Source organism: Synechococcus sp. RS9916, from assembly GCF_000153825.1.
Lineage (GTDB): Bacteria > Cyanobacteriota > Cyanobacteriia > PCC-6307 > Cyanobiaceae > Synechococcus_C.
Genome location: NZ_DS022299.1, coordinates 2,053,161 through 2,079,553 on the forward strand (window position 1 = coordinate 2,053,161; position 26,393 = coordinate 2,079,553).

General features: G+C 62.7%; 21 protein-coding genes. 14 read left to right on the forward strand and 7 right to left on the reverse strand.

Annotated features, from left to right (window positions below):
• Positions 1 to 10 precede the first annotated feature (10 nt).
• From thrC to purF, 5 genes are all read left to right on the forward strand, one after another.
• Positions 11 to 1,069, forward strand: coding sequence for a threonine synthase (thrC, locus tag RS9916_RS10705; protein WP_050752268.1), 1,059 nt, complete (start codon positions 11 to 13; stop codon positions 1,067 to 1,069).
• Positions 1,070 to 1,525: 456 nt separating this feature from the next.
• Positions 1,526 to 2,698 (forward strand): DNA polymerase III subunit beta, encoded by a 1,173-nt coding sequence (gene dnaN / locus RS9916_RS10710; protein WP_007099430.1) that lies wholly within the window; start codon positions 1,526 to 1,528, stop codon positions 2,696 to 2,698.
• Positions 2,699 to 2,719: 21 nt separating this feature from the next.
• Complete coding sequence (locus tag RS9916_RS10715) at positions 2,720 to 3,583, forward strand: hypothetical protein (RefSeq protein ID WP_007099431.1); 864 nt, start codon at positions 2,720 to 2,722, stop codon at positions 3,581 to 3,583.
• Positions 3,584 to 3,625: 42 nt separating this feature from the next.
• Positions 3,626 to 5,950, forward strand: a complete 2,325-nt coding sequence (purL, locus tag RS9916_RS10720; RefSeq protein ID WP_007099432.1) for a phosphoribosylformylglycinamidine synthase subunit PurL — start codon at positions 3,626 to 3,628, stop codon at positions 5,948 to 5,950.
• A gap of 17 nt (positions 5,951 to 5,967) precedes the next feature.
• Complete coding sequence (gene purF, locus RS9916_RS10725) at positions 5,968 to 7,473, forward strand: amidophosphoribosyltransferase (protein ID WP_038024531.1); 1,506 nt, start codon at positions 5,968 to 5,970, stop codon at positions 7,471 to 7,473.
• A 1-nt stretch (position 7,474) separates the two neighbouring features.
• Here purF and RS9916_RS10730 read toward each other — a convergent pair whose 3' ends face one another.
• The 3 genes from RS9916_RS10730 to queG form a co-directional block, all read right to left on the reverse strand.
• Positions 7,475 to 9,949, reverse strand: a complete 2,475-nt coding sequence (locus RS9916_RS10730) for a DNA topoisomerase (ATP-hydrolyzing) subunit A (RefSeq protein ID WP_007099434.1) — start codon at positions 9,947 to 9,949, stop codon at positions 7,475 to 7,477.
• Positions 9,950 to 10,018: 69 nt separating this feature from the next.
• Positions 10,019 to 10,897, reverse strand: a complete 879-nt coding sequence (locus RS9916_RS10735) for a tetratricopeptide repeat protein (RefSeq protein WP_007099435.1) — start codon at positions 10,895 to 10,897, stop codon at positions 10,019 to 10,021.
• Entirely contained in the window at positions 10,897 to 11,874 is a 978-nt protein-coding gene (gene queG, locus RS9916_RS10740) for a tRNA epoxyqueuosine(34) reductase QueG (RefSeq protein ID WP_007099436.1), read from the reverse strand. Before queG ends, RS9916_RS10735 begins: the two co-directional genes overlap by 1 nt.
• Before the next feature lie 41 nt (positions 11,875 to 11,915).
• Here queG and RS9916_RS10745 point away from each other — a divergent pair, with 41 nt between their 5' ends.
• From RS9916_RS10745 to RS9916_RS10775, 7 genes are all read left to right on the forward strand, one after another.
• Positions 11,916 to 12,581, forward strand: a complete 666-nt coding sequence (locus tag RS9916_RS10745; protein WP_038024532.1) for an HpsJ family protein — start codon at positions 11,916 to 11,918, stop codon at positions 12,579 to 12,581.
• 23 nt (positions 12,582 to 12,604) lie between these two features.
• Positions 12,605 to 13,381: a DUF502 domain-containing protein gene (locus RS9916_RS10750; RefSeq protein WP_007099438.1), complete on the forward strand. Its 777-nt coding sequence runs from the start codon at positions 12,605 to 12,607 to the stop codon at positions 13,379 to 13,381.
• A gap of 31 nt (positions 13,382 to 13,412) precedes the next feature.
• Positions 13,413 to 14,054, forward strand: coding sequence for a transcription antitermination factor NusB (nusB, locus tag RS9916_RS10755; protein ID WP_007099439.1), 642 nt, complete (start codon positions 13,413 to 13,415; stop codon positions 14,052 to 14,054).
• A 27-nt stretch (positions 14,055 to 14,081) separates the two neighbouring features.
• Positions 14,082 to 15,734, forward strand: coding sequence for a signal recognition particle-docking protein FtsY (gene ftsY, locus RS9916_RS10760; RefSeq protein ID WP_007099440.1), 1,653 nt, complete (start codon positions 14,082 to 14,084; stop codon positions 15,732 to 15,734).
• Between the two features lie 89 nt (positions 15,735 to 15,823).
• Positions 15,824 to 17,245 carry a PP2C family protein-serine/threonine phosphatase gene (locus RS9916_RS10765; protein WP_007099441.1) on the forward strand — a complete coding sequence of 474 codons (1,422 nt, stop codon included), beginning with the start codon at positions 15,824 to 15,826 and terminating at the stop codon, positions 17,243 to 17,245.
• A 25-nt stretch (positions 17,246 to 17,270) separates the two neighbouring features.
• Positions 17,271 to 18,671 (forward strand): argininosuccinate lyase, encoded by a 1,401-nt coding sequence (argH, locus tag RS9916_RS10770; protein WP_007099442.1) that lies wholly within the window; start codon positions 17,271 to 17,273, stop codon positions 18,669 to 18,671.
• A gap of 128 nt (positions 18,672 to 18,799) precedes the next feature.
• On the forward strand, positions 18,800 to 19,375 hold the full coding sequence (locus tag RS9916_RS10775) for an RNA-binding protein (RefSeq protein WP_007099443.1): 576 nt from the start codon (positions 18,800 to 18,802) through the stop codon (positions 19,373 to 19,375).
• A gap of 18 nt (positions 19,376 to 19,393) precedes the next feature.
• On the opposite strand, the gene dusA is transcribed toward RS9916_RS10775, so the two are convergent.
• Positions 19,394 to 20,398 (reverse strand): tRNA dihydrouridine(20/20a) synthase DusA, encoded by a 1,005-nt coding sequence (gene dusA / locus RS9916_RS10780; protein ID WP_007099444.1) that lies wholly within the window; start codon positions 20,396 to 20,398, stop codon positions 19,394 to 19,396.
• 69 nt (positions 20,399 to 20,467) lie between these two features.
• On the opposite strand from dusA, the gene msrB reads away from it, so the two are divergent.
• Together msrB and RS9916_RS10790 are read left to right on the forward strand one after the other, a co-directional pair.
• Positions 20,468 to 20,980, forward strand: a complete 513-nt coding sequence (msrB, locus tag RS9916_RS10785) for a peptide-methionine (R)-S-oxide reductase MsrB (protein ID WP_007099445.1) — start codon at positions 20,468 to 20,470, stop codon at positions 20,978 to 20,980.
• Positions 20,907 to 22,205 carry an NAD(P)/FAD-dependent oxidoreductase gene (locus RS9916_RS10790; protein ID WP_071961569.1) on the forward strand — a complete coding sequence of 433 codons (1,299 nt, stop codon included), beginning with the start codon at positions 20,907 to 20,909 and terminating at the stop codon, positions 22,203 to 22,205. Before msrB ends, RS9916_RS10790 begins: the two co-directional genes overlap by 74 nt.
• Before the next feature lie 7 nt (positions 22,206 to 22,212).
• On the opposite strand, the gene RS9916_RS10795 is transcribed toward RS9916_RS10790, so the two are convergent.
• Genes RS9916_RS10795 through RS9916_RS10805 form a run of 3 tightly spaced genes read right to left on the reverse strand, consistent with a single transcriptional unit; the run spans position 22,213 to position 26,355 of the window.
• Positions 22,213 to 23,487, reverse strand: coding sequence for a type II secretion system F family protein (locus RS9916_RS10795; protein ID WP_007099447.1), 1,275 nt, complete (start codon positions 23,485 to 23,487; stop codon positions 22,213 to 22,215).
• Between the two features lie 11 nt (positions 23,488 to 23,498).
• Positions 23,499 to 24,575 carry a type IV pilus twitching motility protein PilT gene (locus RS9916_RS10800; protein ID WP_038024534.1) on the reverse strand — a complete coding sequence of 359 codons (1,077 nt, stop codon included), beginning with the start codon at positions 24,573 to 24,575 and terminating at the stop codon, positions 23,499 to 23,501.
• Positions 24,576 to 24,585: 10 nt separating this feature from the next.
• On the reverse strand, positions 24,586 to 26,355 hold the full coding sequence (locus tag RS9916_RS10805) for a GspE/PulE family protein (RefSeq protein WP_007099449.1): 1,770 nt from the start codon (positions 26,353 to 26,355) through the stop codon (positions 24,586 to 24,588).
• Positions 26,356 to 26,393: the final 38 nt, after the last annotated feature.

Here is a 26,393-nt window from a genome sequence, read left to right on the forward strand (position 1 = left end):
CGGACCAGTCATGCAGGACTGGCCCGGTCTGATTGAGGCCTACCGGAGCTGGCTGCCGGTCTCCAACACCACACCGGTGGTGACGCTTCGCGAAGGCGCCACTCCGCTAATTCCCGTTCCAGCCGTAGCGGAACGCATCGGCAAGGGCGTGAAGGTGTACGTGAAATACGACGGCCTCAATCCCACCGGTTCATTCAAAGACCGGGGCATGACCATGGCCATCAGCAAGGCCAAGGAAGAAGGCTGCGAAGCGGTGATCTGCGCCAGCACCGGCAACACCTCAGCCGCGGCCGCCGCCTATGCCCGCCGCGCCGGCATGCGGGCCTTCGTATTGATTCCCGATGGCTATGTCGCCCAGGGCAAGCTGGCTCAAGCCTTGGTCTATGGGGCTGAAGTACTGGCCATCCGAGGCAACTTTGACCGGGCCCTCGACATTGTTCGGGAGGCGGCTGAGAAGTATCCGGTCACCCTGGTGAACTCGGTGAACCCCTACCGCCTGCAGGGCCAGAAAACAGCTGCTTTCGAGGTGATCGATGCCCTCGGCGATGCGCCCGACTGGCTGTGCATCCCCATGGGCAACGCCGGCAACATCACCGCCTACTGGATGGGTTTCCAGGAGTACCACCAGGCCGGCCGCAGCCGCACCCTTCCCCGGATGATGGGCTTCCAGGCGAGCGGCTCCGCTCCTCTGGTGAACAACACCACGGTGGACGACCCCAACACGATCGCCACCGCGATCCGCATCGGCAACCCCGTCAACAGGGAAAAAGCCCTCGCGGCCCGCGAAGCCAGCAATGGAGCGTTTCTGGATGTCACCGACGCCGAAATCGTCGCGGCCTACAAACTGCTCGGAGGAGAAGAAGGCATCTTCTGTGAACCGGCCAGTGCTGCATCCGTGGCCGGACTGCTCAAACGCAAAGACGAAGTGCCCGCAGGAGCCACCGTGGTGTGCGTGCTCACCGGTAACGGACTGAAGGACCCTGACTGCGCCATCAACAACAACGACGCAGCCTTCCACACCGACCTGGCTCCCGATCTGGGCACTGTGGCCAAGGTGATGGGGTTCTGAACCGACGTTCAAACAAGCCTCTGCCGTCAGGGAGCTCTCAGCCCCCGCCATCGGGGGCTTTTTGATGCGCTTTGCATGGGCAACCAACCGACAAAGCGGCTGCGGAAGACCGCCGAAAAGAGGGGAGAAAAGTGGTGGAAAACTCCGGCCAAGACCCGCCTCCACCCCAACAGCCATTTCCCCCAGGCTGTGGAAGCTGTGCAAAACGCTCGGCTTTCCGCATCGCGAGACCAACATTCCCCAGACCTGTGCAAGCCAGAATCGTTGTCTGCATAGGCTTTTGGAGGGTTTTCCACCCATTCCCCAACCCCTATTACGGCTGTTTGATTTGGTTTTAAAAGCTTTTAAATCCCGTTAGACGGATCGGATCACTTGCTTGCGGCAGGCCGTTGCACATCTCCCCAGCCTGTGAAACCGTGGAGAGCCTTCAGCACGCATGGTCGGGACGTTGACCCCATGAAACTGGTCTGTTCCCAGTCAGAGCTCAATTCAGCCCTTCAGCTCGTCAGCCGGGCTGTCGCGTCTCGGCCAACCCATCCGGTCTTGGCCAACGTGTTGTTGACCGCTGATGCCGGCACCGGACGCCTCAGTCTCACGGGCTTTGATCTCAACCTTGGGATCCAGACATCCTTTACCGCCTCCGTGGAAGCCAGCGGTGCCGTGACGCTTCCGGCCCGTTTGCTCGGTGAAATCGTCAGTCGTTTGTCGGCCGATTCCCCCATCACGCTTGCCACCGATGACGCCAGTGAGCAGGTGGAGCTCACCAGCCTGAGCGGTAGCTACCAGATGCGGGCGATGCCGGCGGATGAATTCCCCGACCTCCCCCTGGTGGAAAACGGCACCGCCCTGCGGGTGGAAGCAGCGTCGCTGGTGCAGGCTCTACGCGGCACGTTGTTCGCCAGTAGCGCCGACGAAGCCAAGCAACTGCTCACGGGTGTGCATCTGCGCTTCCAAGCCCGCAACCTCGAAGCAGCGTCCACCGATGGCCACAGGTTGGCGGTCTTGGCGGTGAAAGACGCACTGCAAGACGACCCCAGCGGCGCGCCGGATGCCGACACCACCACCGAAGACGGGGTCCTCGCGGTCACCCTGCCCGCCCGCTCCCTGCGTGAAGTGGAGCGCTTGATTGCTGGTTGGAAAGGTGACGATCCCGTGACCCTCTTCTATGACCGCGGTCAGGTGGTCGTGCTCGCTGCTGACCAGATGGTGACCAGCCGCACCTTGGAAGGCACCTATCCCAACTATCGCCAGCTCATTCCCGACGGGTTCACGCGCACCATCGACCTCGAGCGCCGTCCGTTCATGGCGGCTTTGGAACGGGTGGCTGTTTTGGCTGATCAGCACAACAACGTGGTGCGCATCAGCACCGAGCCCACCGCAGGCCTGGTGCAAATCAGTGCCGATGCTCAGGATGTGGGGAGTGGTTCCGAATCTCTTCCAGCCACCCTCGTGGGAGATGCCATGCAGATCGCCTTCAACGTGCGCTATGTGCTGGATGGCCTCAAGGCGATGGAGGCGGATCGGATTGTGCTGCAGTGCAACGCCCCCACCACACCTGCGATCCTCACCCCGGCTGATGACACCTCTGGTTTCACCTACCTGGTGATGCCCGTTCAGATCCGCAACTGAGTTCTTTGCACGACGGTTCCTGTGGCGCTTCCGGATCAGGTTCTGCTCAGTGATCTCCTGCACCATCGGGTGCGTTGTGATCAGGGCCTGGATCACGGCCCTGGTGTCATGGCCTGGATGCATCCCCCGGTGCATCGTTTGCTCGGTTGGGTCAGCCGGCCCTCAGCCTTGCGCAACAGCCGGGATGTGTGGCGTCTGAATCAGTGCCGGGGATTCACGGATCAGGAGGTGTTTGTCAAAGGGCCTCCTGCCCTCACCGATCAGCTCACGCTGGAGCGGTTGCCGACGCTGATGGAAGCGGATCTTCTCGATCGCCATGGTGAGCGGCTGGGACAGATTGCCGATCTCACCTTTGTGCCGGCCACCGGTGAAATCCTTCACTACCTCGTGTCGCGCAGTGACCCCCGCCTCCCCGGGAGCAGCCGCTGGCGTCTAACTCCAGATCGCATCGTTGATCAACAGCCTGGTCGGGTCAGCACCGGTCTGAGTGATCTTGATGATCTGCCCTTGGCCCGTTCCAGTGTTCGACAGGATTTTCTGCGCAAATCCCGTGGTTGGCGGGAGCAGATCCAGCACATGGGCGACCGTGCGGGTGAACGCCTGGAAGGGTGGTTGGAAGAGCCCCCTTGGGAGGGCCCGGGCACGGCCGGCTGGGTCGAACGGGACGATGCACGTTCTTCGGAGCGTGACTGGTCGCCTGAGCCTGCTCAGGACCCCCTCTCACTGGAGGATGAGCCCGATGCGGATTGGGACGATCCCCTGGATGGCTGGGAGGCACCCGAGTGGGAGGAGGACCAACCTCCGCGGTCAACCCGTGAACGCCGCCCACCCAGCCATCGCGAGCCAGGCGCAGACCGTGATTTCGATCCTGACCCCTGGGTCTGAGACCGCTGTCGGCAACACTGGGAGAAGCTGATCTCACCCTTCGTGGCCCAGTCCTCTGATTCGGCGAAGCCGTTTGATGTGGCTGCTGCTCTCCGCCAGGAGGGACTCACCCAAGACGATTACAAGGAAATTCAGCGCCGTCTGGGACGGGATCCCAACCGCGCTGAACTGGGCATGTTCGGTGTGATGTGGTCGGAGCACTGCTGCTACCGCAACTCACGCCCTCTGTTGAGTGGTTTTCCCACGGAAGGACCGCGGATTCTGGTGGGGCCTGGTGAGAACGCCGGCGTGGTGGATCTGGGGGATGGTCACCGTCTGGCTTTCAAGATTGAGAGCCACAACCATCCCTCGGCAGTGGAGCCCTTTCAGGGAGCGGCCACGGGTGTGGGCGGCATTCTTCGCGACATCTTCACGATGGGCGCCCGTCCGATCGCGTTGCTGAATGCCTTGCGTTTTGGGCCCCTGGAGGAACCCGCCACCCGCGCCTTGGTGGAAGGGGTTGTGGCGGGGATTTCCCACTACGGCAACTGCGTGGGGGTGCCCACCATTGGGGGTGAGGTGGCCTTCGATGCCTCCTACAGCGGCAACCCCTTGGTCAATGCCATGGCCCTGGGCCTGATGGAGACCGACGACATCGTCAAGTCGGGCGCTTCAGGGGTGGGCAATCCTGTCGTTTATGTGGGCAGCACCACCGGCCGTGATGGCATGGGTGGTGCCAGCTTTGCCAGTGCTGAACTCAGTGCGGCCTCGTTGGATGATCGGCCTGCCGTGCAGGTGGGTGATCCCTTCCTGGAAAAGGGGTTGATCGAGGCCTGTCTGGAGGCTTTTCAGAGTGGTGATGTGGTGGCTGCTCAAGACATGGGTGCTGCCGGCCTGACCTGCAGTTGCTCGGAGATGGCGGCCAAGGGAGACCTGGGCATTGAGCTGGATCTCGATCGGGTCCCTGCCCGTGAGGAGGGGATGACGGCCTACGAATACCTCCTCTCCGAGTCTCAGGAGCGCATGCTCTTTGTGGTGCGTGCGGGCCGTGAAGAGCCCTTGATGGAGCGCTTCCGCCGTTGGGGCTTGCAGGCGGCGGTGGTCGGGCGTGTTCTGGAAGAACCGGTGGTGCGTGTTCTTCAGCACGGTGCGGTGGCTGCTGAGGTGCCCTCTCGGGCGCTGGCGGAAGACACGCCGATCAACCATCACACCTTGATCGCTGAGCCCCCCAGTGACATTCAGCAGCACTGGACCTGGCAGGAGGGCGATCTGCCGGTGGCCGCGGCTGACCATGACTGGGGCAACGATCTGCTCAAGCTGCTGGATGACCCCACCATCGCCAGCAAGCGCTGGGTCTATCGCCAGTACGACCAGCAGGTGCTGGCCAACACGGTGGTCACCTCCGGTGGGGGCGATGCCGCTGTAGTGCGCCTGCGCCCCCAACAGGGTGATGGGTCTCTGAACACCACGGTGCGAGGTGTGGCTGCCACCGTCGATTGCCCCAACCGCTCGGTGGCGCTCGATCCCGAACGTGGATCCATGGCAGCGGTGGCCGAAGCCGCCCGCAACCTCAGCTGCGTCGGCGCGGAACCCCTGGCGGTCACCGACAACCTCAATTTCCCCTCTCCCGAAACCGATCGGGGGTATTGGCAGTTGGCACTGGCGTGTCGTGGTCTGTCAGAAGCCTGCCGCAGCCTGAACACGCCGGTCACCGGCGGCAATGTCTCCCTCTACAACGAGACCCGCGGTGATGACGGCGTTCTCACCCCCATTCATCCCACGCCAGTGGTGGGCATGGTGGGCATGGTCGCCGACATCGACAAGGTGTGCGGCCTGGCCTGGCGTCAGGCCGGTGATGCGGTTGTGTTGCTGGGTGCATCCGCTGATCAGACCGATGATGACCGTCTTGGTCTCGCCGGCAGCAGCTACCAGGGCGTGATCCATGGATTGCTCACCGGTCGTCCTCCTCGGGTGGACCTTGACCTGGAGGCTCGGGTGCAGGCCACCGTGCGCGAGGCGATCGACAAAGGCCTGCTGGCGTCGGCGCATGATTGCAGTGACGGCGGCCTGGCTGTGGCCCTGGCGGAGTCGTCGCTGGCGTCAGGCCGTGGGGCTGAGATCCGTCTGGGCGCGTCCAATGCGCGTTTGGAGCGGCGCCTGTTCGCTGAAGGTGGTGCTCGCATCGTGGTGTCGGTGAAGGCCGAGTGTCTGGCCGCTTGGCAGACCTTGCTGGCTGCGGCCCAGGTCCCGTCCCAGGAGCTTGGGGTGGTTGCTGATCACACCCAGCTGCGCATCGAGGCAGATGGGCAGGCGGTTCTCGCTCTGGGTGTTGACGCTCTGCAATCCACCTTCGAGCAGGCTCTGCCCCGTCGTCTTGAGGTCGCGTGAGCGGCGGTGGGGGCGTGATGCAAAATTGCGAAGGAAGTCTGAAGTTGAGGCGGCCTGTGCATCAGCCCATCGCAGAGCGGCCCGATCGGATGGAGGAGGCCTGCGGGGTCTATGCCGTGCTGGCTGAAGGGCAGCCCGTGGCCAACCTCACCTACTTCGGCCTGTATTCGCTTCAGCATCGCGGCCAGGAATCGGCGGGGATCGCCGTGTTCAACGAGGGCAAGGTGCGTCTGCACAAAGACATGGGCCTGGTGAGCCAGGTGTTTGATCAGGACGTGCTGGCCCGCATGCCCGGCAACCTGGCCATCGGCCATAACCGCTATTCCACGACTGGAAGCAGCAAGGTCTGCAATGCCCAGCCGGTGGTGTTGATGACCCGGCTCGGCCCCTTTGCCTTCGCCCATAACGGCAATCTCGTCAATGCTGCTGAGCTGCGTCAGAAGCTTGATGACGGTCAAACCGAGTTCGCGTCCACCACTGATTCGGAACTGATCGCCTTCGCGATTCAGCAGGCCGTGAATCGCGGACTGGATTGGAAGCCAGCCATTAAGGAAGCGGCCACGATGTGTCGTGGTGCCTTCAGTCTGGTGATTGGCACCTCCACCGAGCTCTACGCCTTGCGCGATAGCTATGGCGTTCGCCCTCTGGTGTTCGGTCGCTTTGGTGAAGCGGAGAGTGGCCACTGGGTGGTGAGCAGCGAAACCTGCGGCCTCGACATCATCGGCGCCTCCTACGAGGCGGATGTGGAGCCTGGTGAGTTGGTCACCTTCCGCCTGGGTGACATCCAGCCCACCCGCGAACAGTGGGCTGAGCCGTCGACCCGCATGTGCGTGTTCGAAATGATCTATTTCGCGCGCCCCGACAGCCGTTTCTTTGGTGAGTCGCTCTACAGCTATCGCCAACGCATTGGTCAGGTTCTGGCCCGTGAATCCGCGGTGGAAGCGGATCTGGTGATTGGTGTGCCTGATTCCGGCATTCCCGCGGCCATCGGTTTTTCTCAGGCCAGTGGCATTACCTTTGCCGATGGTCTGATCAAGAACCGCTACGTCGGCCGCACCTTCATTCAGCCCACCCAGGCCATGCGTGAGGCCGGCATCCGCGTCAAGCTCAATCCCCTCCCCGATGTGCTGGCTGGGAAGCGGGTGGTGGTGATCGATGATTCGATCGTGCGGGGCACCACCAGTCGCAAGCTGGTGCAGGCCCTTCGGGACGCTGGCGCCACGGAGGTGCACATGCGCATTAGTTCACCGCCGGTGACCCATCCCTGCTTCTACGGCATCGATACCGACACCCAGGACCAGCTGATTGCGGCTCGCCTGACGGTGAAGGAAATCGAAGCCCATCTCAAGGTCGATAGCCTGGCTTACCTCAGCAAGGAAGGGATGGTGGAAGCTGCCCATGCCAGTTCCGAGCACTTCTGCACCGCTTGTTTCGATGGTGCTTATCCGATTCCGATGGATGCGTCGGTCAGCTCCAGCAAGTTGATGTTGGAGCCTTCAGGGGTGGCCGCCACCAAGAGCTGAGTCAGGTCAGCAGCGGCACCAGCTGGCTCAGCTGTTCATCGGTTTTGAGGGTGAGAGCGGTGGAACCCTCGTTGCCGCCTAACTCGGCACTCAAGATCCGGCCGTGACGGCCTTTGCTGGTCACCACCCCCACCAGATCGGCACAGGTGCAGGCCGACACCAGGCGATCCGCATCGTTGCCTTTGCCCTGCAGGGTAATGGCCATTTCTCCCAGATCGCCGCGCTTGCAGCGGCGCAGTGAGCTCAGGGACAAGCGCCTCAGGGCGCCGTTGCGGCTGCCCACCAGCAGGTTTTCTCCTCCGGCGGATTGGCTGACGGCTCCCACGAGGGTTTCGCCCGGCAACATGCGCATGGTCATCGGTCCCTGGGCGAGCTTGCCCATCAAGGGAAGGTTGTCGTCCTGCACCGGTAGGCAGAGCACCCGGCCGATGTCACTGATCAGGGTCACGGTGCCGCCGTCTTCGCAGATCACGGCCGACAGCAACGACACACCATCCTTCAACTTCAGGATCGTGGCAGCCCGGCCTGAAAGCTCCTGGACGTCATCGAGGGGCAGTCGTTTGAAGCGTCCGTCGGTGCTCAGCAGGCCGAGGGAAAGACGGGTATTGGTGCTGGCGTCGTCTGCAGCGGGGAGGCGCAACAGGCTGACCACGGGATCCCCCTCGAGCGCTGTGGGCAGGAAGCGTTCCAGGCCGCCTGGTTGCTGACCGGCGAATTCCCAGCGCAGCAAGGCCATACGGCCACTGGCGGTGAGCACGAGCAGGCGTGGTGCGGGTTGGATCGGCAGGATCAGCTGTGCCGGTGAGGGTTCATCCCCCAGCCCAACGGCTTCGTTGAGATGCAGGCGTCCCAGCAGCTGGGGGCTCACCACTTTCACTTGCCCATCGTTCTGGATCAGCAGGCGACCATCCGAGGGCAGGGCGCCCAGAGCCTGGCGCCGTTGCAGTTCCGCGTTCGGACGCTGATTCGCAGCCTTTTCCGCCAGTAGATGGTCGCCACCTTCGATCAGGCGGGTGCGGCGCGGTGTGGCGAAGCGTTTCTTGAGTTGCTTCAGCTCCTGCACCATGGCATCCAGCAACTGATCGCGTTCCTGCAGCAGCAACTGAAGACGTTCCCGTTCCAGGCGCAGTTCTTGCGCCTCATTGCGCAGGCTTTCCTGCTCAAGACCGGTGAGCCGCCGTAGTGGCATGGCCAGCACTGCATCGGCCTGACGTTCCGTCAGATCGAGATGCACCATCAGGCTGGCGCGGGCGGAGGCGGCATCCTTCGCTTCCTGGATCATGGCGATCACCCGCTGGAGCGAGTCCAGGGCCGTGATCAAACCTTCCACCACTTCCAGGCGGTCCTCGGTTTTACGCAGCGCATGGGTGGTGCGCCGGATCATCGTCAGTTCCCGGTATTCCAGGAAGGTCTGCAATAACTGACGCAGTGAGAGCTGCTGGGGCTGTCCGTTCACCAGGGCCAGCAGGATGGCGCCGAAATTGCTTTGCAGTGACGTGCGTCGCTGCAGGTCCACCAGGACCTTTTCAGGATCGGCGTCACGGCGCAGTTCCACCACGACCCGCATGCCTTCGCGGTCGCTTTCGTCGCGGATGTCGGCAATGCCGCCGATTTTTCCGTCATTGACCTGTTCCGCCAGTTTTTCGATCCAGCCCGCTTTGCTCAGCTGATAAGGCAGTTCCGTGATCACCACGGCACCACGTTTATGCCGCCCCTTTCCGGGTTGGATTTCTTCGATGTGGGCCACGCCACGCATCGGGATGCTGCCGCGTCCTCGCAGGTAGGTGTCGCGGACGCCACTGCCCAGTAACACTTCTCCGCCGGTGGGGAAGTCGGGGCCGGGGATCAGCGCCAGCAGTTTGTCGTCGCTGAGATCGGGTTTGCGCACCAGGGCGATCAAGCCATCGACCACTTCACCGAGGTTGTGGGGAGGGATGCTGGTGGCCATCCCCACGGCGATGCCGGCACATCCGTTCAGCAGCAGGAACGGCAGTTGGGCGGGCAGAACGGTCGGTTCTTGCTGGGAACCATCGAAATTGGGGGCGAAATCGACGGTGTCATCGCCGATCTCATCGAGCAGGGCCTGGTGGGAAATCGGCGCCAGCCGCGTTTCCGTGTAACGCATGGCGGCCGGAGGGTCATCGTCCACCGAGCCGAAGTTGCCATGGCCGTCCAGGAGTGGATGGCGACTGGAGAAGGTTTGAACCTGGCGGACCAGGGCGTCATAAACCGCCTGGTCGCCGTGGGGGTGGTACTTGCCCAACACGTCACCGACCACGCGGGCGCATTTGCGATAGGGCCGGTCGGGGGTAAGGCCCAGTTCGTGCATCGCGTAGAGGATGCGGCGCTGCACGGGTTTGAGGCCATCGCGGGCATCGGGCAGGGCCCGACCCACGATCACGCTCATCGCGTATTCGAGGTAGGAGCGCTGCATCTCCTGATGCAGGGCGATTGGTTCAACGCGCTCCTCGGCCATCCGTGTCTGGAACTACTGCGAGCAGACGGGGCTCAGCCTACAGATGTCTTCCGGTTTGACCAGCCCTGTTCAGGGTGTGCTGCTGGGATCGGCATTGGCCTGGGCCCGTTCCACGGCATCTTGAAGACGGCTGTCTGTCAGGAGATTGCGGGTGGCCACACGCAGGTTGAGCCCCCAGAGCTGGCCCTTCTGATAGTCGGGCAACACATAGTTGGGATCCTGCTGAAGCGCTGTGCGGGCAAGGCTCAGCGCTTCTTCACTGCCGGGGGTTTCCCGGTTGAGGGCCGCTGCGAGGGCCAGCATCGGTTCGGCATTGCGCTCGATCGTCAGCACCTGGCGCCAACGTTTGATCGCTTCGCTGGTGTTACCCATTTCAAACAACACCAGGCTTTGATTGTTGATGGCTTCCCAGAAGCTGGGATTGAGCGTTGAAGCCTTCTCGAACGCGCTCAGGGCGGCTCGATAGTGGGTCTGCATCACCCGGGCGTTGCCAAGATCGAAGTAGGCCGAAGCGTTCTTGGGATCCAGCTTCAGCCCTTTGTCGAGCAGGGGGATGGCGTCATTCGGGCGGTTGTCTCGCAACGCCAGGGAGGCTTCTGCAAACCAGAGGCCGGCATTGTTGGGGTCGAGTTTCTTGGCGCGGGCCAGTGATGCGGCAGCTGGCTTGAGCTGTTTGCTGCGCAGTTGCGCTTCTGCCAGCACAGCCCAGAGCCGTTCATCGTTGGGCCGCAGGCGCACGGCTAGAGCAGCCAGGCGCGCGGCTTCTTCCGGTTGTCCCAGGGTGAGCAGCTGGGCAGCGGTTCGACCAATGCCGATGGCGGACCCTTCCAGCTCCGTTGCGCTGGGGATGTAAACCGTGGGCACGAGAGCTTTGGCCGGCATGCTTCCCACAACGGTGGTGGATGCCACCAGCAGGGCCGCGCACCACGAACGTTGGAATCGGCCCATCATTTCGATCCAGATGGGTTCAGGGTAGGCATGCTCTCCGGTTGCGCTGCACGGGCATTGCGCCGCCACATCCAGGGTTTGATGCGTCGCAGTGCTGAGCCGCGTAGTTTCTCCTGCCAGGTGGCGTCATCCCAGCTCAGGGCCTGCTCGCGGCTGAGGTCCAGCAGCCAGTCCCGCGGTTGCAGGTCGGGATCGGTGCTGCTGGGGAGCGATCGCTGATTCCAGGGGCACACGTCTTGGCAGATGTCGCATCCCGCCACCCAGGGCCCGAGGGCATTAGCGATCGTCGCTGGCAGCGTTTCTGCCCTGTTTTCGATCGTGTGAAAGGCCAGACATCGATTGGAGTCAACGACAAAGGGCTCTGTGATCGCTTGGGTCGGGCATGCCTCCAGACAAGCGTTGCAGCGACCGCAGAGCGGGATGGCCGGGGGGTCCGGTGTGAGTTCGAGATCCACCAGCAGATGCCCGATCACCATCCAGGAGCCCCGTTGCGGGTGGATCAGGTTGCTGTGCTTTCCGATCCAGCCCAGGCCGGCTTCCTCTGCCCAGGCTTTGTCCAGCAGGGGATCGGCATCCACGCAGGCACGCCAGCGCGTTCCAGGCCGTTCGCTTTCCAGCCAGCGCCCCAGCCGTTTCAAGCGCTGGCTCACCACGCGGTGGTAATCCCGGCCCCAGCCGTAGCGGGCGATGGCCAGTCGACCTGGTTTTCGCTCGTGGTTGACGTGGTAGTTCAGCCCGACGGCCAGGAGACTGTTGGCTCCCTCCAGCAGTAGGCCCGCGTCCTTGCGCCGGGGGGCGGCCATCCAGCCCATGTCGGCCTGGTACCCGGCCTCCAACCAGCGTTCGAGGGCAGCGGTACGTAATTGAAGCCGGGCGCTGCCGGGTAGACGCGCCACCCCCACCGGGTTGAAGCCCTGCTCCCGCGCCTTCGCCTTCAAGGCTTGCGTGAGTCGGTGTTGATCGGGTTGATGGCCCACGGAAACTGACCGTAAAATTGGGCACCTTCTGGCAGTCTGCCGTGTCCGCCACACCTTCGGGCTCTTCCTCCAATTTGCGTCTTGCGCCCGTTCTGCGTTGGCTTGGCATCACCCTGGTGGTGCTGCTGGTGCTCCAACTGGCGGTGATTGTTGGCGCAGCCGATTGGAGTGATCCTGCGTTCCAACAGCTGCTGATTGAGCGTCTGGTGAATCAGGCGCCCATGGGTCTGGTGGGTCTGTTGCTGATGCTGATCGGCTCCCGTCTTGATCACCCCGGAGCGGCGCGAACCCCGATTCGTTGGGTGGTGTGTGTGCTCTCTTTCCTGTTCACGGTTGCCATGATCGCCGTGGTGCCGATGGCCATCACCGGCAATCAGACCCTTGCCGGTCAGGCCGATCAGACCCTTGACCAGAAGAAGGGGCAGTTGGAGATGGCCCGTCAGCAGTCCAAAGAGCCTGAGGCGCTCAAGATGCTGGGCGAGAACCTCGCCGCTGCCGGTCAACTGCCTGCAGGCGCCTCTGATGAAGACAAAGCCAAGGCTGCAAAGCAGTTTGTTGAGGGGCAACTGGCCCAGATGGATGAGCAGATTCAGCAGGCTGAGCGTCAGCGCAACCTGGCTGTGAACCAGCGACGCTTCGGTGGCACGTTCAGTGCGGTGGTTCTGGCGATTGCCTTCGCTCTGCTTGCTCTCGCGTCTGTGCTCTGACCACTCGTTAGGTTGGACGCATCATGTCGGCCCCAAGCCCCGGTCGTCCCTTGGTGCAGTCCAACCCCAGACCCGATCTGCCGCTCGGCTCCAGACTCCAGCAGGATCTCAAAAATGATCTGATTGCTGGCTTGCTGGTGGTCATCCCGCTGGCCACCACCATCTGGCTTGCCACGATCGTGAGCCGTTTCGTGTTGGCGTTTCTGACGTCGATCCCGAAGCAGTTCAATCCGTTCATCACGCTCAACCCCCTGCTTCAGGATCTGATCAACCTGACGCTGGGGCTCACGGTGCCTCTGCTCGGCATCCTCCTGATCGGACTGATGGCCCGCAATATCGTGGGCCGCTGGCTGCTGGAGTTCGGTGAGGGAACGCTGCAGCGCATCCCTCTGGCAGGTTCGGTCTACAAGACCCTCAAGCAGCTGCTTGAGACTTTCTTGCGTGACAACTCCACCCGTTTTCGTCGGGTTGTGTTGGTGGAATATCCCCGTGAGGGCCTGTACAGCGTTGGTTTTGTGACCGGAGTGGTTGGCCCTTCCCTCCAGGCTGAGTTGCAGGAGCCGCTGCTGAGCGTGTTCATTCCAACGGCACCTAACCCCACCACCGGTTGGTACACCCTCGTGCCAGAAACATCCGTCCGGGAGCTCGATATCTCGGTGGAGGATGCCTTCCGCACCATTATTTCCGCTGGCATCGTCAATCCCGATGAGCGCGAGGCCCCGGTGAACCGCAGTTTTTCGAGTTTGATCGCCCAGCTGCGAGCATCGGTATCCCCCTCGTCATCCACGTCTGGGGTCTGACCTCCTTCCCGTCCTTCTTTATCGGTTCTCCATGCAGTCCCGTTCTCTGGCCCGTGAGCTGGCACTGCTGGTGCTGGGTCAGCTCTCTGATCGTGATCAAGCGGATGCGGCAGATCTTCCGTTGGATTCGGTGCTGCAGAAGGCTCTCGACACCCTGCATCAGCACTGGCGTGAGTCCCTCGACACCTGTGCCACTGATCTGGAGAAAGCGCAGCAAGCCTTGCTTGACAGTGAATTGCAGGACGGTGGTGATGGCCAATCTCCGGTGGTGCGTGACCACCTGCGCACGTCGCTCACCACGGCTGAGCAAGTGCTGAATGGGCTCTCCAGCAGCCTTGAGCTTCCGCGTTTGCTCGCTCTTGCGGATCAGGAGACCGTGCGTCATGGAGCCATGCGCCGTGTGACTCTCGTGATGGAACAGCGCAGCAGCATTGATGCCCGTCTCGACGGTGTGATGGAAGGTTGGCGTCTCAGCCGCCTGCCGCGCATTGATCGCGACATCCTGCGTCTTGCGGTGGTGGATTTCACCAGCCTGAAGACGCCCTCCGCTGTCGCCTGTAACGAGGCTGTCGAACTGGCCAACCGCTACAGCGATGATCAAGGCCGTCGCATGATCAATGGCGTGCTACGTCGCCTGCAGGATGCGGCTGCCTCCCCCTCCGCAGGGGTCTGATTCTCGTCTACCAACCCGGCAGTTTCGATGGTTTTTGACTGGTTCCAGCGTCGTTCCGCTCAGCCCGAGGCTTCAGCACCGGAGAGCGATGCAGCTGGTTCCCAGCCTGCTGTTGACCCCATTCCAGATGCCCCTGCGGAGCCCACGCCAGAGCCCGACCCGGCCCCTGCTGCTCCTGCTCCAACGGAGCCCGTTCCTGTGGTGGCCCCAGAGACCAGTGCAGAGCCTGCATCAACACCCCCTGAAGCGGATCCTGTTGTTGACGATGACCCCTTGGAGTGGGCGCGGCAGGCCTACGCCCGCCTGAAGGCCCAGCAAGCTGCCCAGATGGCAGCTCCCCCAGAGGAGGTTGCCGAGCCACCAGCAGCTGCAGCTCCAGCTCCGGCACCAGAATCGTTGGCCACCCCGGCTGTTGAGACGCCCCCTCAAGTCGGCACTGCTGAGCCATCCCCAGCCGACTCCGCTCCAGCTCCTTCTCCCCCGCCCGCTGCAGAAGCACCCCCGGCTGCTGGTTTGTCTCTGCTTGAGCAGGCTGCTGCCCAGCGTCAGGAACGGCAGCAGGAATTGGATGCCCGGGCGATCGAGGCGCCTCCTGCGGCGCCGTCGCCTTCCCCAACTGCAGCTCCGCAGTCCACGACCGGTGCAGATGTTGACCAGCCCCAACTCGGTGAGTTTGACGACACCTTCACCTGGTCGGCTGAGGTGCTGGCAGCCCAGGGACGCCGTGTGGATCAGGTCTCCCTTGAGGAGATCGATTGGCTGTCCCGGTTGCGTCAAGGCCTTGAAAAAACCCGTCAGGGCTTTGTCACCGGCCTACTCGACAACTTGGGTGATGACCCCCTCACTCCGGAGGTGGTGGATGACCTCGAAGCGCTGTTGCTGCGAGCCGATGCAGGTGTTGTCGCCACTGATCAGGTGATGGAGGCCCTGCGCCAGCGCCTCAATGAAGAGGTGGTCGATCCCAGCGAAGGCATCCGTTTTCTCAAAGAGCAGCTGCGCAACCTGCTGGAGCAGCCCATTCAGGCCAGCGGGGTTGAGTTGCTGGCTCCCGAACGGGACCGCCTGAACATCTGGTTGATGGTGGGGGTGAATGGGGTTGGCAAGACCACAACCCTTGGCAAGCTCGCCAACCTGGCGGTGCGCAGCGGTTACAGCGCGATGATTGCCGCCGCTGACACCTTCCGTGCCGCAGCCGTGCAGCAAGTGGAGGTTTGGGGTGAGCGAAGTGATGTGCCTGTGGTGGCCAATCCCACAGCCAATGCCGATCCTGCTGCGGTGGTGTTTGACGCCATCGGTGCCGCTCGCTCCAAGGGGACTGATCTGCTGCTGGTGGATACCGCGGGTCGCCTGCAGACCAAGCACAACCTGATGGAGGAGCTGCAGAAGATTCGTCGCATCGTTGATCGTCTGGCCCCTGAGTCGAAGGTGGAGTCGTTGCTGGTTCTTGATGCCAGCCAGGGTCAGAACGGCCTGAAGCAGGCGATGGCCTTTGCCAAGGCTGCGGATCTCACCGGTGTGGTGATCACCAAGTTGGATGGCACAGCCCGTGGTGGTGTCGCCCTTGCTGTGTCATCGGAAGCGGGGCTGCCGATTCGGTTCATCGGTGCTGGCGAGGGAATCCGCGACCTGCGCCCCTTCAACAGCTTTGAGTTCGTTGAAGCCCTGCTTGCTGGGCGTTGACCTGCTTCAAGGCTCAAGACTGAGCTGTTGGTTGCAGACAGCCGGCATCCGTCACCGTCGCTAGCGTTAGCTCACTGCCATGGTCGGCCGTGAGCAGCAAGCCAACCCGACGCCATTCCTCGCCGCATCAACGCCATGCGGCGGCCCAGCCGATGACGGCAACAGCGTCGCTGCGGCAGCTGTTCGACAGTTTTGCTCGCGAACAGCGCTCCAGTCAGGAGTTGTTGGCTTCTCTGGCCTTTGCGCTGCGCAGTTTCACCAACCTGCACCGCTTCCTGGAGTTGGTGCCCGTCGTGGCCTCCCGTTTGGTGGGCGTCGATGGTGCGTTGCTGGTGCCCTTCACCGCTGAGGGGCGGATCTGGCGGGAACAGCTGCAGATGCTCCCGGAGCAACGATCCACCGAGTTGCTGCGTCAGATCGCCTCCTTTGATCCAGGGATGGTGGAAGGGTTTGGTGCTGATGATCGCCAGCTCCAGGCCCTGGATCATCTGGTCCAGCGTCACCTCGGCCGGGCAGGGTTGTTTGCCACCTCGTTGGTGGCGCGGGGGCGGCAGCGCGGTCGTCTCTATGTGTTCAGCAGTGCGGGTCCGCTGGCCTGGAGTGATGTGCACCGCCGCCATGTGCAATTGGTGGCGGATCTCACCGGGGTGGCGGTGGAGCATGACCTGATGCTCCAGGAGGCGCGCCGCCATGAGCGGGTGGATCGCCAGCTCAGCATTGGCGCTGAGATTCAGGCTCAGCTGTTGCCGGATCACTGCCCTGTGATCGAAGGGGTGGAGCTTGCCGCCCGTTGCCGCCCCGCGTTCCAGGTGGGGGGTGATTACTACGACTTCATTCCGACCCGCCCCGACCTGATGGGCCGCCGCCGTGAGCGGGGGCGTTGGGCCCTGGTGATGGGTGATGTGATGGGCAAGGGTGTGCCCGCAGGACTGTTGATGACCATGTTGCGCGGCATGCTGCGCGCTGAGGTGCTCAGCGGTCTGCCGCCAGATCGCATTCTTCACGATCTCAATCAACTAGCCCAGGAGGACCTGGCGCAGTCTCACCGCTTTGTCACGCTCTTTTATTCCGACTACGACCCGCGCACCCGACGGCTTCGCTATGCCAACGCGGCCCACAACCCACCGTTGATCTGGCGTGCCCAGCAGCGCAGCATCGGTCGTTTGGATGCTCCCGGATTATTGATCGGTCTCCAGCCAGAGGCTGAATACGGCTTCGGGGAGGTGGTGCTCGAGCCCGGCGATGTGCTGCTCTATTACACCGACGGTGTCACCGAGGCACCGGGGATCACCGGCGATCGTTTTGATGAAGAGCGTTTGATTCGCAGCCTCGAGGCTGCTTGCCGGTCTGGTACTGGATCCCAGGGAATTCTTGATCAGTTGTTCACCCGCTTGGATCGCTTCGTGGGGATGGATCGTCAGCTGGAAGATGACGCCTCCATGGTGGTGTTGAAGGTGCCCGACGAGGTGATGCTCCCCTCCGTTCCCCGCCTCCATGGCCTGACAAGCTGAGGGGACGCTGCGCTGAGAAGAGGGTATGGCTGGGGGAGTGACGGGCGGAGGCTCCGCCACCTGGAGCGATCGCTTTGATCAGGGCCTCCACCCTGCGATCGAGCGATTCAATGCTTCGATCGGCTTCGACATCACCCTGCTACAGGAGGATCTCGACGGCTCCATTGCCCATGCCCGCATGCTGGCGGACTGTGGTGTGATCACGGCTGAGGAAGCCACCCAACTGTGTGGGGGCCTGGAGACGATCCGCAGTGAAGCGGAGGATGGAAGCTTTCAGCCCGGTCTGGCGGATGAAGACGTTCACTTCGCGGTGGAGCGCCGGCTGATCGCCCTGCTGGGTCCGGTGGGCAAGAAGCTGCACACCGGTCGCAGCCGTAACGATCAGGTGGGCACTGATCTGCGCCTGTGGCTGCGTCGTCGTCTCGATGAGCTGGATGCACGGGTGCTGCGTTTTCAGCGGGCGCTCCTTAGCCAGGCTCTGGCTCAGCGCACCACCCTGATTCCGGGTTACACCCATCTCCAGCGCGCCCAGCCTGTCTGCCTTGCTCACCACCTCCTGGCCTATGTGGAGATGCTCGAGCGGGATCGGCAGCGACTCCGTGATGTGCGCGGCCGGGTGAATATCTCACCGCTGGGAGCCGCTGCACTCGCCGGGACTCCGGTGCCGATCAATCGGCGCACCACGGCCGCGGCCCTCGGCTTTGACGGGATTTATGCCAACAGCCTTGATGCGGTCAGTGATCGCGATTTTGCGGTGGAGTTTGCGGCAGCGGCATCCCTGGTGATGGTGCATCTCAGCCGCTTGGCGGAAGAAGTGATTTTCTGGGCGAGTGAGGAATGTGGCTTTGTGAGGCTCAGTGACCGCTGTGCCACCGGCAGCAGCCTGATGCCTCAGAAAAAGAACCCTGACGTGCCGGAATTAGTGCGGGGCAAATGTGGCCGCGTGTTTGGCCATCTCCAGGGTCTGTTGACCATGATTAAGGGCCTTCCCCTGGCCTACAACAAGGATTTCCAGGAGGACAAGGAAGCGTTGTTTGATGCCGTCAGCACGACGGCTGACTGCCTCGAGGCGATGGCGATCTTGATGGAGGAGGGCGTGGAATTCCGCCCTGAGCGTCTGGAGCGGGCGGTGGCCTCTGATTTTTCCAATGCCACCGATGTGGCTGACTATTTAGTGGCCCGCGGTGTGCCGTTCCGCGAGGCCTATCAGATGGTCGGCGCGGTGGTGAAGCGCTGCTTGCAGGACGGGGTTTTGTTACTTGATCTCACTCTTGAGCAATGGAAAACCTTTCATCCGGCATTTGAAGCCGATCTGTTTGAGGCCCTCCAACCCCGTCAGGTGGTGGCAGCTCGTGTGAGTGAAGGAGGCACAGGCTTTGTCCGTGTCGATGAACAGTTGGCTCTCTGGGAGCAGCGACTGGCTTGAAGCTGGATGAATCGACTTTGCTCAATGGGTCTACGCTGAGAGAGCCAAAGGCCCTTGATTCCTTCCGGAAGCATGAACCGATGGCAGTCAGGTCCCATCGGTCCCTTCGTTAACGGTCCACCAGGAAAGTGAGCATTTTCGTCGGCAATCTGCCCTTCCGCGCTGAGCAGGAAGACATCATTGAATTGTTTGCGGCCCATGGCGAGGTCACGAACTGCGCCCTCCCTCTGGAGCGAGACACTGGCCGGAAACGTGGTTTCGCTTTCATCGAGATGGCTGATGAAGCGATGGAAACCGCAGCGATCGACGCCCTCCAGGGTGTGGAGTTGATGGGGCGTCCGCTGCGGATCAACAAGGCAGAACCCCGCGGCTCCGCTCCTCGTCGTGGTGGTGGCGGCTACGGAGGCGGCGGTGGTGGTTATCGCGGTGGTGGCGGCGGCTACGGCGGTGGCGGTTATCGCGGTGGCGGCTCTGAGGGCGGCGGCTACGGCGGTGGATCCGGTGCCCGTGGCTGGGAAGACCGCAGCTATGGCGGCGGTGGTGGTGGTTACCGCGGCGGTGGCGGCGGCTACGGCGGTGGCGGCGGTCAGGGCACTGACTATGACGACGGCCGCAGTCGTCGTCGGCGTGGCGGTGCGTCTCAGGGCGACAGCTACGGCGGTGGTGGTGACAGCTACGGCGGTTACGGCGGCGCTGAAGGCTGAAGCCTGCCCGCGTGGTGTTTAAAGCCCGGCATCCAGGAGTTGTCGGGCGGCGTCTTCCAGCACTGGAATGTCAGCCCCTTGGCGTTGCGCATTGAGTCCCAGATTGCGGCGCCAGTGTCTGGCACCAGGCACTCCTTCCACCAGTTGAACGAGGTGGCGGCAGAGATCCCAGAGACGCCCTCCTCTCGCTAGGTGAGCTTGGGCATAGGGGATCAGACCCAGCACCACATCGGATGCAGTCACGGTTCGGGCTGCTTCTCCGTAGATGCGTTCGTCGATGCATCCCCAGCGCAGAGGATGGGCATAGGCGGCCCGTCCGACCATGGCACCGTCGCAACTCTCGAGGGCCTCAAGGCATTGATCAGGCGTGTCGAGTCCGCCATTGAGTTCGATGGTCAGCTCAGGGCGCCGTTGCTTGAGGGCGATGACACGGTCGTATTGCAGGGGCGGGATGGTGCGGTTTTGTTTGGGATCCAGGCCTTCCAGCCAGGCTTTACGGGCATGCACTGCAAAGCGGGTGGCACCGGCCGCGGCCACGCGGTCGACAAAGGCCTGCAACAGGGCATCACTGTCGAGGTGATCGATGCCCACCCGGTGTTTGACCGTCACCGGTAGCCGTGAGGCCTGGCCCATGGCTTCCACACAGCGCGCGACACGATCGGGTTCCGCCATCAGGCAGGCACCGAAGTTGCCCGCCTGCACGCGCGGACTCGGGCAGCCCACATTCAGGTTGATCTCGTCGTAGCCCCAGTCGGCCGCCATCTGGGCAGCTTCCGCCAGCAGGACTGGGTCATCGCCCCCCACTTGCAGAGCGATGGGATGTTCCACGGGATCGAAATCCAGCAGCCGCTCCCGGCGATTGGTGTGGTGCAGCGCTTGGGCGACCACCATTTCGGAATAGAGCAGGGCCCGGGTGCTGATCTGACGCATCAGGACCCGGAAGTGGCGATCGGTGCAGTCGAGCATCGGCGCAACGCTGAACCGCCAGGCGGGTTCCCGTTCGCCAGAGGTTGGGGAATCCATCTCTCCATTCTTCCCTTTGCCCTGCCGGCAACTCCTAAAACAGGTGTTGATTCTTGGAAGGGTGGAGCGATGGCCTCCTCACTGCAGCATTGGTTGCTCAGCCGTCGGTCCTTGCTGGTGGCCGTACTGACCGGCACGGTGGGCGTGTTCCGGGCGCCGGAGCTGGTGCTAGCGGCATCCAAGGCCGAAGACAGTGCCTGGCAGCTCAGTGATGCTGAGTGGAAGCGTCGTCTTTCTCCGGAGGCTTATCGCGTGCTCCGTCAGGAAGGAACAGAACCTCCCTTCACGAGCCCTCTCAATCAAGAAAAGCGCTCTGGAACCTTCCATTGCGCCGGCTGTGACCTGCCGTTGTTCTCTTCCGAGACCAAGTTCGACAGTGGCACCGGCTGGCCCAGCTTCTGGCAGGGATTGCCTGGAGCAATTGCCACGAAGATAGATTTCAAGCTGATCATTCCCCGCACCGAGTACCACTGCAGTCGCTGTGGTGGTCACCAGGGCCATGTGTTCAATGACGGCCCCAAACCCACCGGAAAGCGCTTCTGCAACAACGGTGTCGCCCTCCGCTTCCAACCGTCCGCATGATCTGATCGTCATCGGCGGTGGTCCGGCTGGCTACATGGCTGCGATCACCGCAGCAGAGTTTGGGGTGCAACGGGTGCTGGTGCTGGAGGGCACCCCTGAAGCGCTGCAGAAGGTGCGCATCAGTGGAGGTGGACGTTGCAATGTCACCCATGCCTGCTGGGATCCCGGCGAGCTAGTCACCCATTACCCCCGCGGCAGCAGGCCCCTGCGCGGACCCTTCAGCCGTTTCGCCTGTGGGGATGCGATCAGTTGGTTCGATGACCATGGGCTCACCCTTGTGGCGGAGGCCGATGGCCGCATGTTCCCGGAGCAGAACCGGTCGGAGGCCGTGATTCAGTGCCTCCAGAGAGCGGCTGTGGCGGCAGGCGTTGAACTGCGAACGCGGGCGATGGTGCAGGAGGTTGTGGCGGAGCCGGCTGGGGGGTTTGTGCTGAACGGTCGTGGTCTGACTGCGCCGCTTCGGGCCCAAAAGTTGATGTTGGCGACAGGCGGCCATCCCAGTGGCCGTCGCTTGGCCCAATCGCTTGGGCACAACCTGGTGCCCCCGGTGCCATCCCTGTTCAGTTTGTCGTTGCAGGCTCCGGCCCTGGCTGCTTGCAGTGGCATCGCTGTGGATGAGGTGGGCCTGGATCTGAAGCTGGGGGACCAGCGCTTCCGTCAGCTGGGCCGGGTGTTGATCACCCATCGGGGATTGAGTGGACCGGCCACCCTGCGCTTATCGGCTTTTGCAGCCCGGGCGCTGCATCAACGCCACTACACAGGTGAGCTGAAGGTGGATTGGAGCGCTGGATTGGGCCGCTCCGGGGTCGAAGCGCGCCTTCAGGACTTTCGCCGTCAGCAGGCCCGTCGCACCTTGGCGGCCGCCAAACCGTTTGAGCATCTGCCCCGGCGGCTGTGGCAGGCCTTTTTAAAGGAGGTTGATCTGAATGCGGAGCGGCGTTGGGCTGACCTTCCCCTCAAGGCCGAGCGTCAGTTGGTGGAGGTGTTAGTCGGGCAGCGTCTATTGATTCAGGGGCGGGGCCCGTTTGGAGAGGAGTTTGTGACCGCAGGTGGTGTGGAGCTCGGTGAGATCAATCTGGCGACCATGGAGAGCCGTCGCGTTTCCGGTTTGCACCTCGCCGGTGAGTTGCTGGATGTGGATGGAGTCACCGGCGGCTTCAATTTCCAGGCCTGCTGGACCGGAGGCTGGCTGGCTGGTCAGGCCATTGCCGCTGCTTTGCAGTGAGCCCGGCTCACTGGATCTGATCGAAGACCGTGAACATCGGTAGATACATGGCCAACAGGATGGAGCCGACAATGCCGCCCACCACCACGATCATGGCCGGCTCCAGCATCGAGGTGAGCGCCTTGACTGCGGCGGACACCTCGTCTTCGTAGAAATCGGCCACCTTGCTGAGCATCTGGTCCATCTCCCCGGTTTCCTCGCCGATCGCCAGCATGCTGAGGGCCATCTCGGGCAGCACCTGCTGACGGATCAGGGCTGTACTTAGCAACACCCCTTCCTGCACCAACGTGCGGGACTCCAGGATTGCGTCGGCAATGATCGAGTTGCCGGCGGTTTCGCTGGAAATCTCCAGCGACATCAAGATTGGCACCCCGGCCCGGGTGAGGGAGCTGAAGATCCGGCAGAACTGGGCAGTGGCGGTTTTGATGATCAAGTCGCCGAACAGCGGCAGCTTGAGCATCAGCCGGTCGATCACCCGCCGACCGTTGTCGGTGGCGTAGTAGCGGCTGATCAGCCAGATGCCGATCAAAAGCCCCCCGGCCAGCAGCAAGGAGAAGGAGGAGCGCAACAGGCTGCTGAGGTCCACCATCATCTGGGTGAACACCGGTAACTCGGCCCCCAGATCTTCAAAGATCCCCGCGAAGGTGGGAATCAGAAAGATCGTCATCCCCAGGAACACCAGGATCGCGATCGCCAGCACGGCGACTGGGTAGCCGAGGGCTCCCTTGATCTGGTTTTGCAGCCGTGCATTGTCTTCCAGCAGTTTGGCCAGGCGTTTGAGGGATTCATCGAGCACACCCCCTGCCTCACCGGCTTCCACCATGGCGATGCTGAGCTTGTCGAACACCTTCGGCCATTGGCGCATGGCCGCGGCCATGGCTGTGCCCTGGTTCACATCCAGCCCGATCTGCACCAAGGCCCGTTTGAACATGGGCAGCCGTTGCTGGCTCGCCATCAGATCCAGGCTGCGCACGATCGGTACGCCGGCATCCACGAGGGCCGCCAGCTTGCTGGCAAAAACAGCTTTTTCGCGCACGCCGGGCGCCTTTTCAAAGGCGGCACTGAGGTCAAGCGACAGCAGGCCTTGCCGCCCACCGCTGCTGTTGGCTCCCTTGGTTTCCCCTGGTTTGCGCGTTGTTTTGGCGTCCTCCACTTGCAGCGTGGTGGCTTTGATGCCCCGACGGCGCAGCAGTTTGCGGGCCGTTGCTAAATCCGACGCTTGGATTCGAACGCTGCGGTCCCCTCCGCTGGCGGCTTGGTAGGTGGCGACAAAGCTGGCCATGGTGCGCTGCTTCAGCTGCCGCCCAGCAGACGGTCGAGTTCACCCGGTTTTCCAGCTTTGGCCATCGCCTCGGCCTGACTGATCGCCCCTTCCTGCACGAGGGTCGCCAGAGCCCGCTCCAAGGTCTGCATCCCCAGATCGCCTCCCGTTTGGATCTGGGAATAGAGCTGGGCGGTCTTGCCTTCGCGAATCAGGTTGGCGATGGCTGGGTTGTTGATCATGATTTCCTGCGCCATCACCCGGCCGAATTGACCGGGTTGGGGGTTCTCGCGTTTGCACAGGGTCTGCGAGAACACGGCCACCAGGCTTCCTGAGAGTTGCACACGGATCTGGGTCTGCTGGCCTGGCGGAAACACATCCACCATCCGATCCACGGTCTGGGCGGCGGAACTGGTGTGCAGCGTGCCGAACACCAGGTGGCCAGTTTCCGCTGCGCTGATGGCCAGTTGAATTGTTTCCAGATCCCGCATCTCACCCACCAGGATCACATCGGGGTCTTCTCGCAGGGCCGCTCGCAGGGCGTTGGCAAAACTGCGGGTGTCTTCGTTGAGCTGGCGCTGGTGCACCATGCTGCGGTCGCTGCGATACACGAATTCGATCGGGTCTTCGATCGTGAGGATGTGTTCGCTGCGGGTGTGGTTGATGTGGTCCAGAAGGGCCGCCAGGGTGGTGGTTTTGCCCGATCCGGTGGGGCCTGTCACCAGCACCAGCCCCCGGGGGCGAGCACTGGTCTCCACCACCACCGGCGGCAGGTTGAGGGTTTCGATGCTCGGAATGGAGCTCCCTAGCGCCCGCAGGCAAGCGGCATAACTGCCTTTCTGGCGGTAAACGTTGACCCGGAAGCGGGCCACTCCTTTGAGGCCATAGGCGCAATCCAGCTCCCAGGTCTGTTCGAGCGTTTTGCGCTGGGTGTTGTTGAGCATCGAGAAGATCAGCCGGTTGCAGCTCTCTTCACTTAGGGGGGTGTCGGTGAGGGGACGCAGCTGGCCGCTGAAGCGTCCGAAGGGCGGTTGGCCACAGGCGAGATGCAGATCGCTGCCCTCCCCCTTCACCAGCTGCTCCATCAGGTCTTCGATCATCAGATCCATGGCGGGCATCTCACTGACGGGGCGTCAGACAGTACGGACATTCCAGCCACCCTTCCTGCAGTCCGCCACCACATCCTTCACATGTGACGGTGCTCAGGGCCCGGGCGCGTCGTTCCGATTCCAGCCCTGAATCGGTCAGGATCATTCTCCCCACCTCTTCCAGGGTCGTCTGACCCTTGCGCACCAGTTCGAGGCTGTAACCCAGCAGCGTTTTCATGCCGGATTCCAAGGCCAGGCGGCGCAGCACATCGGTGGTGGCCCCATTGGCCACGGCGGTGGCCAGCTGTTCATTCATGCGCAGCACTTCATAGACCCCAATCCGACCCTGGTAGCCACTGCCCTGACAGTGCGGGCAGGGTTCACCAGTGCCGTCGTGGTGGTGAGCGCGGAAGAAGCGCACATGGCTTTCGTGGTGGCTCATCAGGCCAAACCGAGCCAGTTCGGTGGCGTTGGGCTGATAGCTCTGGCGGCAGTGGCTGCACACCTTGCGCAACAGCCTCTGAGAGACGATCCCGATCAGGGAGGCGCTGACCATGAACGGTTCCACCCCCATTTCGCCGAGGCGGGCGATGGCGCTGGGGGCGTCATTGCAATGCAGCGTGGTGAGCACCAGGTGGCCGGTGAGGGCGGCTTCGATGGCGGTTTTTGCCGTTTCCAGATCGCGGGTTTCCCCCACCAGCAGCACATCTGGGTCCTGGCGCATGAAGGCCCGCAGAGCCGTGCTGAAGTCGAAGCCCTTCTCCCGGTTCACCTGGCACTGGGTGATGCCCGGCAGGGTGTATTCGATCGGGTCCTCCACCGTGGAGATGTTGATGCCGGGGTCGTTCCGTTCCGCCAGCAGCGAATAGAGGGTGGTCGACTTCCCCGATCCAGTCGGTCCGGTGACCAGGATCATTCCGAAGGGTTTGGAGCCAAGCGCCCGCACCAGCTCCAGGGCCTCCGGGTTGGAGATCAGTTTGTCGAGCCCCAGTTGGGTGGAGGAGCTGTCCAGCAGCCTGAGCACGATTTTTTCGCCGAAGCGGCTGGGCAGGCTGTTGACCCGGAAATCCACGGTGCGATCGCGGAAGCGCCTGCGGATGCGCCCGTCCTGAGCCTGCCGACGTTCGGCGATGTCCAGGTCGGCCATGATCTTGAAACGGGAGGTGACGGCTGGCACCAGCCGGGCCGGCAGCGGTTCGCTGTAGCTCTGCAGGACGCCGTCCTGGCGGAAGCGCACCTGCAGCCCGATCTGCTGGGGTTCCACGTGGATGTCGCTGGCGCCCAGTTGCAGGGCCTGCAGCAGGATCCGGTTCACCAGATTCACCACCGGTGAGGCGTTGGTGTCGCGGAGCGTCTGTTCGAGGTCTTCGTGGTTTGCGGTCAGGCGCGTCTGGTCTTCAGCGTTCTCCTCCAGCACCCCCTCACTGTTGAAGCCGGAGAGCAGTGAGTCGAGGTTGATGGCGTCGTCGTCGCTCGCGCTTGCTTTGAGGGGCTCCTCCACCAGAGCATCCGGGTTGGCGTCCGGCTGACTGCTGTCAATGGGTGGGGTTGCTTCAGCAGAACCGGTCGACTGCAGTGCGGCCAGTGCAGCGGCCACCCGGGGATGCTCGGCCGGTGCCAAGCCTTTGTCCACCAGGCGTTTCACTAGGCGTTCGTGGTTTGTGGTGTCGAGCTTGTCCGGCACTGCTTCCTGCAGCAACAGCTCCAGAACCAAGCGCTGCGGTTGACTCACGGCACTGCCGGCGAGGGATGGATGACCTGAAGGTGCGGGCTTCCCCCGCTTGTGGGAGGTGAGCCTCACCTATCAACATGTCTAGGTGTGAATCTCCAACTGGTCAG

Excerpts from the sequence above, each read along its gene's own strand:
- thrC (WP_050752268.1), top strand. The coding sequence starts at position 11 with ATGCAGGACTGGCCCGGTCTGATTGAGGCCTACCGGAGCTGGCTGCCG.
- dnaN (WP_007099430.1), top strand. The coding sequence starts at position 1,526 with ATGAAACTGGTCTGTTCCCAGTCAGAGCTCAATTCAGCCCTTCAGCTC.
- purF (WP_038024531.1), top strand. The coding sequence starts at position 5,968 with ATGCAAAATTGCGAAGGAAGTCTGAAGTTGAGGCGGCCTGTGCATCAG.
- RS9916_RS10730 (WP_007099434.1), bottom strand. The coding sequence starts at position 9,949 with ATGGCCGAGGAGCGCGTTGAACCAATCGCCCTGCATCAGGAGATGCAG.
- RS9916_RS10735 (WP_007099435.1), bottom strand. The coding sequence starts at position 10,897 with ATGGGCCGATTCCAACGTTCGTGGTGCGCGGCCCTGCTGGTGGCATCC.
- RS9916_RS10750 (WP_007099438.1), top strand. The coding sequence starts at position 12,605 with ATGTCGGCCCCAAGCCCCGGTCGTCCCTTGGTGCAGTCCAACCCCAGA.
- nusB (WP_007099439.1), top strand. The coding sequence starts at position 13,413 with ATGCAGTCCCGTTCTCTGGCCCGTGAGCTGGCACTGCTGGTGCTGGGT.
- ftsY (WP_007099440.1), top strand. The coding sequence starts at position 14,082 with ATGGTTTTTGACTGGTTCCAGCGTCGTTCCGCTCAGCCCGAGGCTTCA.
- argH (WP_007099442.1), top strand. The coding sequence starts at position 17,271 with ATGGCTGGGGGAGTGACGGGCGGAGGCTCCGCCACCTGGAGCGATCGC.
- dusA (WP_007099444.1), bottom strand. The coding sequence starts at position 20,398 with ATGGATTCCCCAACCTCTGGCGAACGGGAACCCGCCTGGCGGTTCAGC.
- msrB (WP_007099445.1), top strand. The coding sequence starts at position 20,468 with ATGGCCTCCTCACTGCAGCATTGGTTGCTCAGCCGTCGGTCCTTGCTG.
- RS9916_RS10790 (WP_071961569.1), top strand. The coding sequence starts at position 20,907 with ATGACGGCCCCAAACCCACCGGAAAGCGCTTCTGCAACAACGGTGTCG.
- RS9916_RS10795 (WP_007099447.1), bottom strand. The coding sequence starts at position 23,487 with ATGGCCAGCTTTGTCGCCACCTACCAAGCCGCCAGCGGAGGGGACCGC.
- RS9916_RS10800 (WP_038024534.1), bottom strand. The coding sequence starts at position 24,575 with ATGGATCTGATGATCGAAGACCTGATGGAGCAGCTGGTGAAGGGGGAG.